The sequence below is a fragment of the Priestia sp. JNUCC 25 genome (genome assembly GCF_053667915.1).
Genome location: NZ_CM132211.1, coordinates 2633860 through 2650664, shown reverse-complemented (window position 1 = coordinate 2650664; position 16805 = coordinate 2633860). Strand labels below are relative to the sequence as shown.

Here is a 16805-nt window from a genome sequence, read left to right as displayed (position 1 = left end):
TTTCATACGCACTAAAAAAGGAGACGATTTAACGTGGTACAAGAAATTGTATTAAATGATACGCCTATTCAAGTTTACAGCTATGAACAAGAGATTGTAAAAGGCAAAACGAAAATTTCAGTTGATTTTAAAGTAACAAGTGAGGAATATCATGATATTACTACACTGTTATATAAAGGCACCTTTCATGTAAATGTCCCGGAAGAAGATCTGGATTTTCAAGGAACGATTCATCAGTACTCCACATCTTTTACAAATTTATATGAAAAAGGACAGGTAGGGGATTTTTCATTAAGTTTAATTGAAGTGAACGAATAAGGAGCAGATGCGTGATGAAAGTAAGTATACTCGACCAATCGCCCGTTTCATCCCATCAGACCCCAGCTGAAGCGTTAAAAGCATCAATGCAGCTGGCCAAGGCTGGTGACAAGCTTGGCTATGAACGCTACTGGATTGCAGAGCATCATGATTTGTCTGGACTTGCCTGTTCGGCTCCTGAAGTGATGCTTGGCTATATCGGCGCACAGACTAATACGATTCGAATTGGATCGGGAGCGGTGCTGCTGCCTCACTACAAGCCGTATAAAGTAGCGGAAACGTATAACATGCTGGCAACGCTGTTTCCAGGGCGCATTGATTTAGGAATTGGGCGCGCGCCGGGTGGATCGGCTGAAGCAACAAATGCGCTGTCGGATAATTTCTTGCAGCAAGTATTTAAAATGCCTGAACTTGTTGAAGAGCTTCTTCAGTTTTTAGACGATAAATTTCCGGCTGAACATGAATACGCAAAGCTTTCAGCTTCGCCGCTGCCGCCGGTCTCTCCCGAACCTTTGCTTCTTGGCACAAGTAAAAAAAGTGCTGAGCTCGCCGCTAGAAACGGAATGGCCTATACGTTTGGACAGTTTATGAGTGAACAAGACGGTTCAGCTATTATTGATCAGTACAAACAGGCATTTCAGCCAAGACAGGGCGGAGATCAGCCCTATGCGATTGTCACTGTATCGGTCATTTGCGCTGAAACAACCGAGCAAGCGCATCTCATCGCAACGAGCTCACTCGTATGGAAAATTCAGCAGGATAAAATGGAAGCAAAAGGCGTGCCTTCTATTGAAGAAGCGGCCAGCTATCCGCTTACAGAAGAAGAAGAGAAAAAAATCAAGAAAATGAAAGAAGCCATGATTATCGGAAATCCAGAAGAAGTACATGAGCGTCTTCAAGAAGTTCAAGCACGCTACGGAGCGGATGAACTCATGCTTGTCACCATTACGCACGATCCGGCTGACCGATTAAAATCATATGAGCTTATAGCAGAGAAATGCAAAAAATAAGAGCCGAATGTCGGCTCTTATTTTTTATGCCCGTAATAGCGTTCGTATAAGTGTTGAAATGCTTCTATGGCATGTAAAAAAGAAGCGGCGTCTTGGCGGTCTTCTATTAACCAGCACGTGGCTAGTACAGAATGAGCGTATCCCCACAGTAAGATTCGTTTTTTACTTACGTTCAGTTCTTTGACAAATATATTGATTCGATGGTCAATTGTCTCTGCCACGTTTGTCTTAGGCAGATGATTTAAAAGAAAAGGGACGATTTCGTACTCTTTTTCTCCAATTAACCCTTTTGGGTCAATTATTTTCCACGCTTCACCAGACTGTAAGATGTTATCATGATGCAAGTCGCCGTGAAGCAGAAAAAGCTGCTGAGAAGTGCGGTTTAATTCAGAGAAAACGGCTAGTGCGTGTTGAAGTGTTTCTGCAGAAAGAAGACCAATACCGTTGGGATATGTTTTTACACACGTTCGAAGCTGTTTCTCTCTTTTAACCGCTGTGTCGATAGTGGAGTCTGAGTGCGGCATGCGCCATAGAGATTTCATGAGCCCAGCAGCGATTAACGCAGCTTCGTCTTTAGTTGAGAAAGAGGAAAGCGGGCATCCGGGAGACAGCTTTTCGAGCAGTGAAATGCCTTTTTCAGCATCGCTGTCCACTATTTTTACCGTGTTCTCACCAGCTAGTGCTATCAGTGCTTCTTGCTCATAAAGCAACTCTGAAGGCTCTACAAAAAATTTGACAACTAGTTCGCTTCCATCTGCTTTACGCGCAGGAGCAACAAAGTGGTAAGAAAGAGGGAAGTGAATGTGAATATTGATACGCCAGCGCTCTTCACAGTAGTGAATAAGCTGAGGAAAGTCAGCTAACCACTTTTGACCTTTATGAGAGTGAAGGTGAGTAACGGTGTCACAAAATGTTTGAGGCAGCGTATACATGCGTTTATCTCCTTTGTCGTTTCCAATTTTTTCTGATAAACTCATCATATACAGCCTACATAGAATCTGTAAAGAAAGAGGAGATCGTACACATGAAGAAAAAGAAGGTGAAATCTCCTTGGGCTCTCGCGGGGTTTCCGATTTATATCATTGGATTTTCACTTTTACTTGCTGGAGGCGCACCGGAGTGGTTAGAGACAGTGAGTAAAATCATGATTGCTCTTGGAGTCATTTTGCTTATCATTGCAGGAATTGATCTTAAAAAACGAAAAAAATCAGTACAAGCCTAAAAAACTGCCAAACGGCAGTTTTTTTATTTGAAGAAAGGGTAACAAGATAACTAGATAAAAATGTTGAATTATTATTCTGTTTGATGTATAAATATAATATAGAAAACAACGGTATTGAGAGGAGAATGAACGTGTCTTACGTAATAAAAAAAGAGGTTCCGTCATTTGAGCAGTTTGCTGCTTTGCATGAAGCGAGCGGATTACATAAAAGTAAAAAAGGCAATTATACAAAAGAACAGCTGTTTGAGGCTGCAGCCAACAGCTGGTTTAGAGTCGGTATTTATGACAATGAACAATTAATTGCATTCGGACGTATGATTTCAGACGGAATTTATCAAGCGCTTATTTGCGACGTGATGGTAGATCCCTCATACCAGAACAAAGGACTTGGAAAGCAAATTATTCAAGAGCTGTTGACGAAGTGCCAAGAAAGCGGAATTGAATCGATTCAGCTGTTTGCAGCAAAAGGAAAGCATCATTTTTATAAAAAATTAGGGTTTCAAGAAAGAGAAGAAGACGCGCCAGGTATGTCGCTTGTTATGTAAAAAAGCTCAGTGATCAATCATACTCACTGAGCTTTTTGTATTATGCCGTTTTTAAAACCGTACTTTTTTGGACTAAATTCCAAGCAACTTTTACTAAATAAACAACAAGCAAAACGTTCAGCATAGACGTAGCAAACATAGAAAATGGATAGGACGTGCTGTTTTGCATATTGCTGTCACCGTATAAAACAAAAAAAGTGTTCATGAAAATACTGATGCTAAATCCAAGGGATAAGTAAAGCAAGTTTTTGTCTTTTAAATAAATATAAGCGAGCAAAGCAAGCGCTGCTGCTGGAAATAAGTAGCGTTCATGCATGCTTGAAGCAAACGTAAATACCCCTGAAATTTGAATAAGCGCTGCAAGAGCGGCGTATTTAAAGCTGCGCCCTTTTATATAAATAAGCCATGAAAAAACAGTTGTCGCGACGATAAAAATAAGTCCCCACGTATGATAGCTGAAAAACAGCAGCGTTGCAGAGCTGTCTTTATAGTTTGCGCCTATTAAACTAAAGAAGTTATAGGCGTTAACAGAGGCATACGGGTATTCTCCAATGGTTGATGAGAATAAATCAATAATCCACGTTGGACTTTTTCCAATTGAAAAAGGCAATAAAATCGCTGCAGCAGTGAAAGCCGCCGTTAAAGCAATGCCGAAGAAATGTTTTACTTGCTTTAGGCGAATGAGTTCAAAAAACAAAATGGGCAGGATAATAATCGCCTGCGGCTTCATTAAGACCGCTGCTGTAAAAATAACGGCTGACGCGTAAATTCTTTTTTCCGTAATCATCACAATCGCTAGGACAATAAGCAAAGTGAAAAATGAATCGACTTGTCCCCAAAACGTTGAATTAACTAAAATGGCCGGATTAAATAAATACCCAATTGCTAACAGATATGCAAAAGAAGGTGCTAAGTATTTACGAGCTAAACGATAGAGTAAATAAGATGTGATGACATCTGCTAAAATAGGCGGGATTTTAATCAACAGCGAAAAATACTGCTGAAAATCCGGTAAACTGCCAACTTTCCCAACGATAAACAAGATATAAATATAAAACGGCGGATAATCGCTCCCGCTTTTAGCGTAGAAATTGGAAAAATGATTGGCCGCAACCGATGCCCAGTTTTTGAAAAGCGACGCATCCATATGAGAGCCTACCCACGGAATCAGCGCAATCCGGATAAATAGTCCAGTGCCAAGTAATGACCATAAAATAACGCGAGAATGCCCTATCGAATGATGCCATTTCTTTTTCTTTAATAATCCGTAAACGAAAGCTGCTGCTATAAAAAAGCCCACCGTATAAAGAGCTAGCGGTGTTTCATAGTCCTTATTAGCTCCTTGACTTCCGGCACCGTTATCCATAGATAGATTATGAAAAGGCGTTACGTGTTCTCCGGAATTGCTAGACGAAGCGGGACCGTTTCCTGAAGGGAGACGATGATCCCTCGAATTATTATCAGGAGCAGATATACCATTAGTAATCTTTTTTAACTGATAACTTTCTTGAATCGAAAATAAATGTTCTTCTCCTTTGTAGTGTGATAGTGAAACGATACTGAAAACAAATGCTAAAAGAAAAGCTGCCGTTACGATAAAAGCCGTTCTTTTTTGTAGTATGTTCATATAAAATCCTCCGATGACAATGTATCGAATAAGTAGTAGTGTGTCTCCATACTATAAGGGGAGTTGGTGAAAATAAAGTGAAACTTCTTTAATAAAGAGCGGAAGCGAGAGCATAAAAAAACAAGGCCTTAGAAGACCTTGTTTTTTATATTGCTTATAGTACAGCATCAAACTTATTCACTTTCCACTGTGAACCAGATTTATAAAATGTAACGGTGCGTTTTACACTTCCTCCGTCAACCGTTGGAACCGTAAATTGATAAGAGCGAACATCGGCACGCTGATAAGTTAGTTTTACTTTTGCTTTGTTCCACTCTAGCATGCTGAATCCGTCACCGACAGGACGAGCAAGCTTTCCGTTATATGTGATGTAGCGATAATTTGTTAATCCTTTTTGAATAGCACTGTTTGTAAAAGTTTCAGATAAGTAGCTTACTAGTTTGCTTTTTGTATTAAAATCTTGACAAAGATATGAGTACTGAGTGCCTTTATAATTAAATGTTTTTTGAGTACATAAATTACCTTTAGATCCATGAAGTGCATTCCAGAAATGGTTGCTTGCGTTTGCTGCAATTTTTACCGCATTAGTCGTTGATAGATTTTGTGATGCTGCTTGAGCTGTAACTCCTGTGCTTAGTGAAAAGAAAAGAGCAAGTGATGCTAAGATTATTCCAATTTTTTTCATTTCCATTTCCCTCCTACTCATTCATTGAAATATATGTAACATTCATGTTGTTAATATTACAATTGTTACATTTATATTACAATACTTCTTTAAAGAAATAAAGAGTATTTCTTATATATGTTTGAATTATTCCCGTATTTTCTTAAATAAAACGTAGAATTAAAAGAAAACATATAAACAGTATGTCAATTATGTGTCACATATTTCGTCGCTTTACAAGTTCGTATATAATAGGAATAAACCGACCACTATGCTGATGTAGATAAATAGGTCAGGCACAAAAGGAGAACGTAGACTAATGGGTGTTTCAGAAGTAACATCAGGAATTATTATTACCACTGCTGTAATTGCTATTGTGATTATTACAGTTGGTGTTTTGGCTACAATGATTGCGATTGCGAAGAAAGCAAATAAAAAGTAAGTATGTAGAGGAGAGTTAGTATAGTAACTAATTCTCTTTTTTTTGAAAAAAACCTATCTCTATTTTTATAATAAAAATGCATAAATAACGCGTGCATTATTCATAGAAAAAAGCAGGAGATTTACGTTTTGAAGCTAATAGATACATAAGGCAAGCTGCGCACTTTCATTACAAAAACAATGGAAGGGGTTCTAACAGACTTCAAGTGATATCGCCTATTTTATGTCATAATGAATGATATTCATTAACCCCGCACCTTAGACGCACTTTATAACCAAATAATGAGGAGAGTGGTTGAGTTGCAACGACAAAAAGTAGCAGTGAATGGAGAAAGGTTAAAAAATACGCTTGAACGATTTGCCGATTATGGACGAACACCTAATAACGGTGTAACCCGCTTAGCGCTGTCAGAAGAAGACCGCTTAGCACGAGACTATTTTTGTTCATGCTGTCGTGACCTTGGAATGGATATTAAAATTGACGATCTTGGATGTATTTACGCCACGCTTGAAGGACTAGAAGATAAGCCGCCTGTTGTGATTGGCTCACACATGGACAGCGTAAAAAAAGGCGGAAGGTTTGATGGAATCCTCGGTGTAGTTGCAGGATTAGAGTTAGTAAGAACGCTCGTTGAACATAATATTAAGCCGAAGGTGCCGATTACCATTGTTAACTTTACGAATGAAGAAGGAGCGCGTTTTGAGCCTTCTATGATGGCTTCAGGTATTTTATCGGGCAAATTTCAAAAAGACGTTATGATGAAGAAGACGGATGTTGACGGCGTGACGTTTGAGCAAGCTCTTCAATCATGCGGATATGAAGGCGATACGAGTAACCGCCTTACTGAAGCATCGGCATTTGTAGAATTACATATTGAGCAAGGGCCTATTTTAGAACGAGAAGCCAAATCAATCGGTGTAGTGGAGTGCGTGCTCGGCATGGTATGTTATGAAATTGAAGTTACCGGGGAGTCAGACCACGCCGGGACGACGCCGATGGATATGCGGAAAGATGCGCTTTTTGCAACCAATAATTTAATTGCTGAAGCTCGTCATGAGCTCGGCAGATTAGATTCAAATTTAGTCTATACAATGGGTCGTATGAACGTACTGCCTAATATTCATACCGTTATTCCAAATAAAGTTATTTTTTCGCTTGAAGCGAGACATACGGATGAAGACGTCATTGCGTCCGTGGAAAAGATCATTCAGTCACTGCCTGATCAAGCGGAGCTGTTAGAAGGCTGCGAAGTGCGGGTGACCAAGCTTTGGGGACGGGATACCGTATGGTTTGATAAAACCGTTTGCGATGAAGTGGAAGAATCCGTTCGTTCGCTTGGGTATTCCTACAAGCGAATGGTAAGCGGAGCTGGACATGACGCACAGTTTTTAGCTACCTATATTCCGACGGCTATGATTTTTATTCCGAGCGTAAACGGAAAAAGTCATTGTGAAGAAGAATTTACTCCTTGGGAAGAATGCGAAAAAGGTGTAAATGTACTTTTAGAGACGGTGATTAAGTTAGCTCAGAAGTAACGGAGCAAAAGAGTAAACCTGCGGAGGTTTGCTCTTTTTTAGTGCTTAGAAAGACTGCGAACTATCGCATTGAACTTTTGGTTTATTATGGCTACAATAAATGAGAAGCATGCGGATGGATGTGAAAGAAGGATGTGAAAAAAAGTGAGATGTTCTCACTTAAAGAAATGAAAATTACTATTATTATTGCAGATGATAATTCGTTTATTCGAGAAGGAATGAAAATTATATTAAATACATACGAGGAGTTCGACGTTGTCGCTACTTTAAAAGATGGTCAGGAAGCCGTTCAATATTGCAAAAACCATTCCGTCGATATTGCATTGTTAGATGTAAGAATGCCCGTTATGGACGGTGTAGAGGCTACAAAGCTTATTTCAGAGTTAACGAAAGCAAAGCCGCTTATTTTAACTACGTTTGATGATGATGAATATATTATTGATGCCGTAAAAAACGGAGCTAAAGGCTACTTGTTAAAAAATACAGAACCGGAGCGCATTCGAGACGCAATCAAAAGTGTATTCAACGGACATACGGTTCTTCAAGATGTTGTGCTTGATAAGATTAAATCAAGTTTAAACGCTGCAACTGAGCGTGAGTCAAAAGCGGATATGACACAGTTTACAGAGCGTGAAACGAGCATTATGACGCTTATTGCCAAGGGGCTTTCGAATAAAGAAATTTCTAAAACGCTTTTTATTTCAGAAGGTACCGTAGCAAACTATATTAGTTCGATTTTAAGTAAAACGGGACTTGAGCATCGCACTCAAATTGCTATTTATTATTTAACCGGTAAAGGGAAGTAGGGCTATGGAAGTCGGATTAATGATGACTAAGCTCATCCTTATACTGTTTTTGGCTATTACGTACATTCAGTTTAATTATGTACACTCGATTTCAGCTATTGTGTTAGCACTGCTTCTTTACAGCTGTGTTAATATTGCAGCGTCCATTGTGAAAAAGAGCGTCTTCAAGCGCATGTTTATTGTTATTTCAATTGTCCTTATTCTATATTGTGCGTATAAACTTCATCCTTTGTTTTTTCTTCTTTTGCCGCTAAACCTTTGTGAGCTTGTTGGAGAATCAGTCGTAAAAAAATGGATGGTGCTGCTTGTTTTGCTTCCAATGCTGCTTCTTCCCTCTGACATTAGCGCGCTGTATGTGTTAGTCGCTGCGTTTACTTTCTTTATTTATACAGCAGCAGCTCTCTATCAAAAACGAACGATTAATTATGAGCAAAAAATTGATGAAATGAGAGTAAGTATGCAAAAGCTGCAAAAACACGTGAATGAAAATAAAGAGTATGTAAGGCAGTCTCAATATGCTTCAAAGTTAGAAGAGCGAAATCGATTATCGCAGGAAATTCATGATAAGATTGGTCATTCAATGACAGGAGCGCTTATTCAAATGGAGGCAGCAAAGCATGTGATGAAGCAAGACGAGGAAAAAGCGCTGTCTCTTCTTCAAAATGCGATTACGATTTCCAAAGAAGGTATTGAAGAAATTAGGTTAACGTTAAAAAGTATAAAGCCTCCCGCTGAGCAAATAGGAATCAGCCGGCTTAAATTATTTATTGGTGAGTTTGAGGCTAAGCATAGTATCGCAATGCCTCTTGTATACAAAGGTAATTTAGATCTTATCACGCCTCTTCAGTGGAAAATTATCCATGAAAATATAACGGAAGCTATTACAAATGCCTTAAAATATGCAGAAGCAACGATGATTGCCATTGAGCTTCATGTACTAAATAAAATGGTTAAAGTAGAAGTCAAAGACAATGGAAAAGGGGCTCACTTGTTTCAAAAAGGACTTGGCATAGCAGGGATGGAAGAGCGAGCCGCTTCCATTAACGGAACGGTGATCGTTGATGGGGCAAACGGGTTTTCTGTTACAACGCTGCTGCCGATAGGTGAGAAACTTCATACATAAATAATGAGATTTCTCATGGGAAAAAGGTGAACTTATGCACTGACGTAAGTTTGCCTTTTTTTCATAAAATAAGGATATACCAACACACTAGAGGTGAAATGATGAACGTATTATCAATTCAAAAACTAACAAAGAAATTTGGAGATTTTATTGCAGTAGATAATTTGTCTTTACAAGTAGAAGAAGGAGATATATTTGGGTTTTTAGGAACAAACGGAGCAGGAAAAAGCACAACGATTCATATGGTTGCTAGTCTGCTTCAAAGCAACAGCGGTGATATTGAAGTGCTAGGGAAAAATATAAAGAAACATCGAAATTTCGCAAAGATGAACATCGGGATCGTTCCGCAAGACTTAGCGATTTATGAAGATTTGACAGCATATGAAAATGTGAAGTTTTTTGCCGGACTTTACGGATTAAGAGGATCACTTCTTAACGAACGAGTGGAAGAAGCTTTAGCGTTTGTAGGGCTTTTAGATAAACAAAAGGCTTATCCGAAAAGCTTTTCAGGAGGTATGAAAAGAAGGTTAAATATCGCATGCGCAATTGCTCATCGCCCAAAGCTTATTATAATGGATGAACCGACGGTTGGTATTGATCCTCAGTCGCGAAACTATATTTTAACATCTGTAAAAAAGCTAAATGAAATGGGAAGCACAATCATTTATACAAGTCACTATATGGAAGAAGTAGAAGAGGTATGTACAAAGATTGCCATTATTGATCACGGCAAAATCATTGCGGAAGGAACAAAAGAGCAGCTAAAAGCGATTATCACCGATACAAAAGATATTTGGATTGAAGTAAAAGCAGCGGATGATATAGATTGCAGCGGTCTAAAAGAAATTCCGGGAGTAACAGCCGTTACGTATGAAGATGGAATCATTAAAATTAATTCAAATGCCGAAGTGAATAACTTAAACAAAGTCATTCAGTATTTAATGACACATCATATCGAAATTAAAGCAGTCAAGGAACAAGCCCCAAATTTAGAGACGGTCTTCCTCACGTTGACAGGGCGCAGTCTAAGAGATTTATAAAAGAAAGGAGGAATAATGAATGAATATTATTGCAATTGCTTTGAAAGAAATGAAAAGTGATCTGCGAGATAAGCGTGCATTTATCTTTATGATTCTTTTTCCGCTAGCTCTTGTCCTTATTTTAGGAACAGCTTTGTCTCAAGCCTTTAATAATGACATGACGATAGATGACAGTTACGTTCTCTACAAAATGGACACAAGTAATGAAGAATCTGCTGCCTTTAAGCAGTTTGCTACAAACGCAGAAAAATCTGGCATTCACTTTAAAGCGTTGAAAAAAGATCAAGATGGAAAAAAAGAAGTAAAAGAGCAGCGCTATACAGCTTATGTAGAAGTGAAAGACCAAGGCATTCATCTCTACGGAAATGAAGAAAACAGCATTGAATTCAACATGGTCCAAGGTATGTTAAGCACCTTTGTTGATAAGTACAATGTGGCTATGGAAGTGGCCAAAGTAAATCCTCAGCAAGTGGATAATCTGCTCCGTGCTTCTAAGCATGACTATATTCAAGTAACATCTCTTCATTCTCAAAAACAGCCAAATTCAATAGACTACTACGCCATTTCAATGACAACTATGATTGTTTTGTACGGATCTATCTCAGCGAGTTATTTAATTAGAGGAGAGCGTATGCGAAATACAGCTAGTCGATTAGTAGCCGCGCCGATTAAAACGGCTGAAATTTTTGTCGGGAAAATTTTAGGCACTGTTTTGGTTCACGCCATTTGTGTGTTAGTCGTCATTATGTCGACTAAATATTTTTTTGATGCCAACTGGGGAGAACATTTACTCCTAGTACTGCTGATGTTAGTATCTCAAATTCTTTTTGCTATTAGCTTTGGATTAGGAGTTAGCTACCTTACGAAGACAGAAGCAGCGGCAAGAGCAATTATTATGGTTGTTATTCAAGTATCTTGTATTGTAGGAGGAACCTATTTTCAAAATGGATCTGGAGAGGGCTTCGTCAATGTATCGCCTTTAACCTGGATGAATAATGGACTTATTAAATTGATTTATACAAATGATATCGGCGCTTCTCTTTCAGTTATTGGGTTGAATGTAGGCTTCTCGATTTTATTCTTGGGCGTGGCAATTATGCTTTTGAGAAAAAGAGAGGGGTTATAATATGAAAAATATCATGTGGCTTGTAACAAATATGCTAAGAAATATGCTGCTTAGAAACAAAAGGACGCTTGTGCTTGTTATTGGTTTGCCTATTGCAGGGGTTTTAATGTCCGTTCTTATTTATGGAAATGCAGGAGGGACTTCGGTGAATATCGGAGTTGTCAATCACGACTCAACGGATATTACAAAAGATACCGTTCAGTTTTTAAAAGGGCTGCACAAAACAAATGTTAAAATGCTCACGGACAAAGAAGTGGATCATGAGATTACGTCAAAGAAAGTTGATGCGGTTATTACCTTTGAAAAAGGGTTTTCTGACAGCGTCAAAGCGAACAAACCAGATCATATTACAATCACTTCAATAAAAGGAGCAGAAGTAACGAGCTTTATTAAGTCTTATTTATATCAATATATTGATAATGTTTCTGCGCTGAATCAAGCTGCTGAAGGCGACGATGCTGCGTTTAAACAAATGTATGAGAATTATCAAAAAGCGCCATTCCACGTCTCAACGCATGCCCTTGAAGACAAAGGAACCGATCAAAACATTGTCAAGCAGACAATTGGGTATTTAATTATGTTTATGCTTTTTTCTGCGGTGAATTTATCAGCTCTTATCACAAAAGAAAAAGAGCAGCGAACGTATTTTAGACTGTTAGCTTCGCCAGTTAGTGCAAGGCAATACGTGATATCCAATGTTATTACAAATATGATTTTATTAACTCTGCAAGTAATGATTACACTTGTTTGTATTACGACTCTTTTTCACGTAGATATGAACATTCCCGTATGGCAGCTATTTTTTATTTTAGTTTTGTTTGGTCTAGTAGCCATCGGCTTGTCTCTTGTAATTATCGCTTTTACAGAAAGTTCAAAAGCAACGAATGGTCTTCAGACGCTTATCATCACGCCAACTTGTTTACTGTCAGGGTGCTTTTTTCCGCCTGAATTTATGCCGGATGTGATGCAGAAAATAGCCGACTTTCTTCCTCAAACGTGGGTATTAAGTACGTTGAAAAGTGTTCAACAAGGAGCTGATTTAAGCAGCCTATGGTTAAATATCAGCATTTTACTAGCTTTTGCACTCGTTTTTTTCCTGCTGTCTATTTATAAATTAAATCGAAATAATACTGTTCAAAAGTTTATTTAAATGGTAAAGTCAGAGAATACCTCTGGCTTTTTTTGTAATTTTTAAAAAGTTACAAAAAAAGATTGAAAAATATAAGATGAAATTTTAGAATGAAAGAGGAAAGGGGTATACAAAAAGAGAATAAATAGGGGAGAAAAACGAAGTTCATGTTGGTTTTTTGCACAAATAAATGAAATCGCTTACATAAGTCAGCATGAAAATACGGAAGGAGAGATTGTCAGCGAGATAACAAAGGGGGAAAAACAGTGGGAATTTATGAACTACTTGTACCACGCACGGTTTTATATGGAGAAGGATCATTTTCTAAAATTGGAGAAAAGGCTGCACTGCTTGGGACAAAGGCATTGCTTATAAGTGATGACGTTATGGCGAAAGCAGGGAATGTAGAAACTTGCCGTCGTTACTTAGCCGAGGCTGGCATGGACTGTGCCGTGTATACAGGCGTAAATTCAGAGCCGACAGATATTCATCTAGATGAAGCGCTCGCCATATGTAAAACGGAGCAGTGCGATGTGGTTATTGCCTTAGGGGGAGGCAGCTGTATCGATACTGGAAAAGCGGTTGCCATTATGATGACAAATGAGGGGCATCTACGAACGTATTTTCAAAATCAACAAGATTTTCAAGATAGTCCTCTTCCTTTAGTTGCCGTGCCTACGACTGCTGGAACAGGCTCAGAAGTGACTAAAGCGACGGTTATTACAGATACGGCGTACGATGTAAAAATGATGCTCGCAAGGCCTCAATTATTGCCTGATACAGCCATTGTTGATCCGTTATTAACTCTATCATGTCCGAAACACGTAACGGCAGCTACAGGAATTGATGCACTCAGTCATGCAGTGGAAGCGTATTTGTCTAAAAAAGCACATCCTTTTACAGATTCACTTGCGCTTCAAGCAATTGAGTTAATCATGAAAAATATCCGTATTGTGTACAGAAATGGAGAAAATGTTCAAGCAAGAAACGAAATGGCCTATGCTTCTATGCTGGCAGGAATGGCGTTTTCAAATTCATCTGTTGCTCTAGTGCACGGTATGTCAAGACCTATTGGCGCGTTATTCCATGTGCCCCACGGTATTTCTAATGCGATGCTCCTGCCTGCGGTTTTGGACTATACAAAAGAGGCTTCAATCGATCGTTTAGGTGAAATAGGACAAGCTCTTTTTCCGAACGTATCATATACAAAAAAAGAAGGAGCAGATGTGTTAATTGAAGCCATCAAGCAGCTTTGTATCGACTTAGAGATTCCTAATCTTCAATCGTGGGGCATTGATCGTCAGCTATTTTACGCGGCGGTTGAGAAAATGGCAGCGGATGCGATTCAAAGCGGAAGTCCTGCTAATCATCCGATCGTACCGACGGCAGAAGAAATTATTCAGCTTTATTACACGTGCTATGAATATGAGTTTGAGTCTGCACTTTATAAAAAATAAGATAAATTCAAAACAAATTGAATAAGGGATGAAAGGGGAAACGTTATGGATTTGCTGATTATTTTGCTGTCTCTGGGGCTTTTGATGCTGGTTGCTTACCGCGGATTTTCAGTTATTTTGTTTGCTCCACTTTGTGCGCTGCTAGCCGTTATTTTAACGGAACCAAGCTATGCACTCCCGTTTTTCTCAAACGTTTTTATGGAGAAAATGGTTGGGTTTATTAAAAACTACTTCCCTGTCTTTCTATTAGGAGCAGTCTTCGGAAAGATGGTTGAAATGTCTGGAGTCGCTGAATCGATTGCGAAAACAATTGTTAAAGTAGTAGGGGCTAAACGTGCCATCTTGGCTATTGTTTTAATGGGGGCAATCTTAACCTACAGCGGCGTAAGTTTATTCGTTGTTGCGTTTGCAGTTTATCCGTTTGCGGCTAACTTGTTCCGCGAAGCGAATATTCCAAAACGATTAGTACCGGGAACGATTGCATTAGGAGCTATTTCGTTTACCATGGATGCACTTCCGGGTACACCGCAAATTCAAAACGTTATTCCAACGACTTTTTTTAAGACAGACATCTATGCTGCTCCAACACTGGGGATTATCGGATCGGTTATTGTCTTTAGCTTAGGTCTTTGGTATTTAGAAAGCCGAAGCAAAAAAGCAAGAAAAGCTGGAGAAGGCTACTACGGATTTAATAATGAACTAGCGGCTGCTGCAGAACTAGAAAAAGAGTCTGTACCTTCTACGACACCTAACTATGAACCTAGCGTAGCAAGACAGATTTTAGCATTTGTGCCGCTTGTGCTTGTAGGGGTCGCAAACAAATTTTTTACTGTTTCTATTCCAAAATGGTACCCAGAGGGTTTTGATTTTGCCAAAATTGGCCTTGAAGCGTTCGGAAAAGTAGATTTAACCGCAGTTGTTGGTATTTGGTCAGTGGAATTGGCACTTGTTATTGGAATTATCACAACGATTGCGTATGACTGGAAGAGAGTGACTACCGGTTTCCAAGCGGGTCTTAACGCAAGTATTGGCGGAGCGCTTCTCGCTGCGATGAACACGGGAGCTGAGTATGGCTTTGGAGGCGTTATTTCATCTCTTCCTGGCTTTGCAACCGTTCGTGACGGTATTTCACATACATTTACAAATCCGCTTGTCAATGGAGCCGTTACGACAAACATTTTAGCCGGTATTACGGGCTCTGCTTCTGGAGGTATGGGAATTGCGCTTAGTGCGATGGGAGATAAGTATGTAGAAGCTATTAATCAGTACAACATACCTCCTGAAGTTATGCACAGAGTTGTAGCGATGGCATCAGGCGGTATGGATACGCTTCCTCATAACGGAGCCGTTATTACACTGCTCGCTATTACCGGGTTAACCCACAAGCAGTCTTACCGAGATATTTTTGCCATCACTGTTATAAAAACGCTTGCATGTTTCTTAATCATTGGAATCTACAGCTTAACTGGACTCGTATAACAAATAAAGAGGCTGAGTTTAGTTGAAGAAAGATCCGAACGATGAATCGTTCGGATTTCTTTATTGTTGCAGTGATTTAGTTGTATATCAAGCTTTTGGCTATAAAACAGATTCTTTGACTTTCTAAACTGTAAGTATTATGATTACACTACTTTCTGCAGTACTATATGCCGTTACATTAATTCTTAGCATGTTTATGAAGAAAGGAGAATGACTGTGAAGCTATTTGAAGGAAATTTAAAAGTAGGCGACTGGGTCAAAGGGAAGTCTCGCGACGGTGAACTTATATACGGATATATTAAAACGATTAATCCATCTAAAAAAGCAGCACTAATCAACGTTGTGAAAAGTGATGATGAAAAAATGGTCGGCACAACCATTGGCATGATGGATGAAAAAATAGAAAAGCTGCCCCTTCAAAAAACGGCGCACGAAGAGCAAATTCTTTCATTAATTGATCTCGCGCTGCTAACGAAAGACGAAGCTTGGTTTATTGAATTAACAGCTGAATTAAAAAGATTACAAGATAAAAAGCAAGGCTGACATTCCTAATAAGGAATGAAGGCCCTGCTTTTTTTATTATTCCTAGGGGGAAAAGCAGGAATGGAAAGCAGCTTGCGAGAAGAAGTAAATGACGACATTAAAAGAAAAGGTGATAAAAGATGAGTAAACGTGTCTTGATTTTAACAGGAGATGCCGTGGAGGCTTTAGAAGTTTTTTATCCGTATTATCGCTGTTTAGAAGAAGATATTCAGTGTACCATTGCTTCTCCCGTGAAAAAGAAGCTCCAAACGGTTGTTCATGATTTTCTTCCAGAAATGGAAACATTCACAGAAAAAACGGGATATAAAATTGATTCTCACGCTTCTGTAGATGAAGTGGATCCCGCTGATTTTGACGGACTTATTATTCCTGGAGGACGAGCGCCTGAATATATTCGAATGAACACAAAAGTTCAGGAAATTGCCGCTCATTTTTTAAAAGAAAACAAACCTTTAGGCGTTATTTGTCATGGTCAGCTCGTGTTAACGACGGTTAGAGAGTATCTGCAAGACAGAGAAGTGACAGCGTATCCTGCTTGCCGTCCGGAAGTAGAAGCGGCGGGTGCAGTATTTGTTGAACAGACGCTTCACGTAGACAGAAACTTAGTAACCGGACAAGCTTGGCCAGATTTACCTAAATTTATGAAAGAATTTTTTAACGTGCTAAAAAAAGCTGAAAAAGTGAACGCATAATAAAAAAGCGGGCTGAGAGAAAAGAATTCTTTCAGCTCTTTTAAATG

The 16805-nt window shown here is 39.0% G+C and carries 18 protein-coding genes; 15 read left to right on the top strand and 3 right to left on the bottom strand.

Features of this window, described 5'->3' with window-relative positions; all coding sequences use genetic code 11:
* Window positions 1-33: 33 nt before the first annotated feature.
* Entirely contained in the window at window positions 34-318 is a 285-nt protein-coding gene (locus JNUCC25_RS13500) for a DUF3219 family protein (RefSeq protein ID WP_013057364.1), read from the top strand.
* 14 nt (window positions 319-332) lie between these two features.
* Window positions 333-1328, top strand: coding sequence for an LLM class flavin-dependent oxidoreductase (locus tag JNUCC25_RS13495; RefSeq protein ID WP_078081892.1), 996 nt, complete (start codon window positions 333-335; stop codon window positions 1326-1328).
* A gap of 17 nt (window positions 1329-1345) precedes the next feature.
* Here the strand turns inward: JNUCC25_RS13495 and JNUCC25_RS13490 are convergent, their stop codons facing one another.
* A complete protein-coding gene (locus JNUCC25_RS13490; RefSeq protein ID WP_253880561.1) occupies window positions 1346-2308 on the bottom strand; it encodes an aminoglycoside phosphotransferase family protein in 963 nt (320 codons plus the stop codon).
* Window positions 2309-2352: 44 nt separating this feature from the next.
* Between JNUCC25_RS13490 and JNUCC25_RS13485 the strand changes: the two genes are divergently transcribed.
* Together JNUCC25_RS13485 and JNUCC25_RS13480 are read left to right on the top strand one after the other, a co-directional pair.
* Window positions 2353-2550 (top strand): hypothetical protein, encoded by a 198-nt coding sequence (locus JNUCC25_RS13485; protein WP_013057361.1) that lies wholly within the window; start codon window positions 2353-2355, stop codon window positions 2548-2550.
* A gap of 131 nt (window positions 2551-2681) precedes the next feature.
* Window positions 2682-3095 carry a GNAT family N-acetyltransferase gene (locus JNUCC25_RS13480; protein WP_013057360.1) on the top strand — a complete coding sequence of 138 codons (414 nt, stop codon included), beginning with the start codon at window positions 2682-2684 and terminating at the stop codon, window positions 3093-3095.
* 40 nt (window positions 3096-3135) lie between these two features.
* Here the strand turns inward: JNUCC25_RS13480 and JNUCC25_RS13475 are convergent, their stop codons facing one another.
* Window positions 3136-4722: a glycosyltransferase family 39 protein gene (locus JNUCC25_RS13475; RefSeq protein ID WP_013057359.1), complete on the bottom strand. Its 1587-nt coding sequence runs from the start codon at window positions 4720-4722 to the stop codon at window positions 3136-3138.
* A gap of 154 nt (window positions 4723-4876) precedes the next feature.
* A complete protein-coding gene (locus JNUCC25_RS13470) occupies window positions 4877-5413 on the bottom strand; it encodes an IseA DL-endopeptidase inhibitor family protein (protein WP_013057358.1) in 537 nt (178 codons plus the stop codon).
* Between the two features lie 292 nt (window positions 5414-5705).
* On the opposite strand from JNUCC25_RS13470, the gene JNUCC25_RS13465 reads away from it, so the two are divergent.
* From JNUCC25_RS13465 to JNUCC25_RS13415, 11 genes are all read left to right on the top strand, one after another.
* On the top strand, window positions 5706-5828 hold the full coding sequence (locus JNUCC25_RS13465; RefSeq protein ID WP_013057357.1) for a hypothetical protein: 123 nt from the start codon (window positions 5706-5708) through the stop codon (window positions 5826-5828).
* Between the two features lie 299 nt (window positions 5829-6127).
* The gene (locus JNUCC25_RS13460) at window positions 6128-7363 is read left to right on the top strand and encodes a Zn-dependent hydrolase (RefSeq protein WP_013057356.1); all 1236 of its coding nucleotides are present in this window, start codon (window positions 6128-6130) and stop codon (window positions 7361-7363) included.
* Between the two features lie 167 nt (window positions 7364-7530).
* Window positions 7531-8169, top strand: a complete 639-nt coding sequence (locus JNUCC25_RS13455; protein WP_013057355.1) for a response regulator — start codon at window positions 7531-7533, stop codon at window positions 8167-8169.
* Window positions 8170-8173: 4 nt separating this feature from the next.
* Window positions 8174-9292 carry a sensor histidine kinase gene (locus JNUCC25_RS13450; protein WP_029322180.1) on the top strand — a complete coding sequence of 373 codons (1119 nt, stop codon included), beginning with the start codon at window positions 8174-8176 and terminating at the stop codon, window positions 9290-9292.
* A gap of 101 nt (window positions 9293-9393) precedes the next feature.
* Window positions 9394-10332, top strand: a complete 939-nt coding sequence (locus JNUCC25_RS13445; RefSeq protein ID WP_013057353.1) for an ABC transporter ATP-binding protein — start codon at window positions 9394-9396, stop codon at window positions 10330-10332.
* 19 nt (window positions 10333-10351) lie between these two features.
* Window positions 10352-11458 (top strand): ABC transporter permease, encoded by a 1107-nt coding sequence (locus tag JNUCC25_RS13440; RefSeq protein WP_078081890.1) that lies wholly within the window; start codon window positions 10352-10354, stop codon window positions 11456-11458.
* 1 nt (window position 11459) lies between these two features.
* Window positions 11460-12608: an ABC transporter permease gene (locus JNUCC25_RS13435; protein ID WP_029322174.1), complete on the top strand. Its 1149-nt coding sequence runs from the start codon at window positions 11460-11462 to the stop codon at window positions 12606-12608.
* 245 nt (window positions 12609-12853) lie between these two features.
* Window positions 12854-14044, top strand: a complete 1191-nt coding sequence (locus JNUCC25_RS13430; protein WP_078081889.1) for an iron-containing alcohol dehydrogenase — start codon at window positions 12854-12856, stop codon at window positions 14042-14044.
* 45 nt (window positions 14045-14089) lie between these two features.
* Window positions 14090-15523, top strand: a complete 1434-nt coding sequence (locus JNUCC25_RS13425) for a GntP family permease (protein WP_078081888.1) — start codon at window positions 14090-14092, stop codon at window positions 15521-15523.
* A 216-nt stretch (window positions 15524-15739) separates the two neighbouring features.
* A complete protein-coding gene (locus JNUCC25_RS13420) occupies window positions 15740-16066 on the top strand; it encodes an IDEAL domain-containing protein (RefSeq protein WP_013057348.1) in 327 nt (108 codons plus the stop codon).
* 119 nt (window positions 16067-16185) lie between these two features.
* Window positions 16186-16758, top strand: a complete 573-nt coding sequence (locus JNUCC25_RS13415) for a DJ-1/PfpI family protein (RefSeq protein ID WP_013057347.1) — start codon at window positions 16186-16188, stop codon at window positions 16756-16758.
* Window positions 16759-16805 lie beyond the last annotated feature (47 nt).

Excerpts from the sequence above, each read along its gene's own strand:
- JNUCC25_RS13495 (WP_078081892.1), top strand. The coding sequence starts at position 333 with ATGAAAGTAAGTATACTCGACCAATCGCCCGTTTCATCCCATCAGACC.
- JNUCC25_RS13490 (WP_253880561.1), bottom strand. The coding sequence starts at position 2,308 with ATGATGAGTTTATCAGAAAAAATTGGAAACGACAAAGGAGATAAACGC.
- JNUCC25_RS13485 (WP_013057361.1), top strand. The coding sequence starts at position 2,353 with ATGAAGAAAAAGAAGGTGAAATCTCCTTGGGCTCTCGCGGGGTTTCCG.
- JNUCC25_RS13475 (WP_013057359.1), bottom strand. The coding sequence starts at position 4,722 with ATGAACATACTACAAAAAAGAACGGCTTTTATCGTAACGGCAGCTTTT.
- JNUCC25_RS13470 (WP_013057358.1), bottom strand. The coding sequence starts at position 5,413 with ATGGAAATGAAAAAAATTGGAATAATCTTAGCATCACTTGCTCTTTTC.
- JNUCC25_RS13465 (WP_013057357.1), top strand. The coding sequence starts at position 5,706 with ATGGGTGTTTCAGAAGTAACATCAGGAATTATTATTACCACTGCTGTA.
- JNUCC25_RS13455 (WP_013057355.1), top strand. The coding sequence starts at position 7,531 with ATGAAAATTACTATTATTATTGCAGATGATAATTCGTTTATTCGAGAA.
- JNUCC25_RS13450 (WP_029322180.1), top strand. The coding sequence starts at position 8,174 with ATGGAAGTCGGATTAATGATGACTAAGCTCATCCTTATACTGTTTTTG.
- JNUCC25_RS13445 (WP_013057353.1), top strand. The coding sequence starts at position 9,394 with ATGAACGTATTATCAATTCAAAAACTAACAAAGAAATTTGGAGATTTT.
- JNUCC25_RS13440 (WP_078081890.1), top strand. The coding sequence starts at position 10,352 with ATGAATATTATTGCAATTGCTTTGAAAGAAATGAAAAGTGATCTGCGA.
- JNUCC25_RS13435 (WP_029322174.1), top strand. The coding sequence starts at position 11,460 with ATGAAAAATATCATGTGGCTTGTAACAAATATGCTAAGAAATATGCTG.
- JNUCC25_RS13425 (WP_078081888.1), top strand. The coding sequence starts at position 14,090 with ATGGATTTGCTGATTATTTTGCTGTCTCTGGGGCTTTTGATGCTGGTT.
- JNUCC25_RS13415 (WP_013057347.1), top strand. The coding sequence starts at position 16,186 with ATGAGTAAACGTGTCTTGATTTTAACAGGAGATGCCGTGGAGGCTTTA.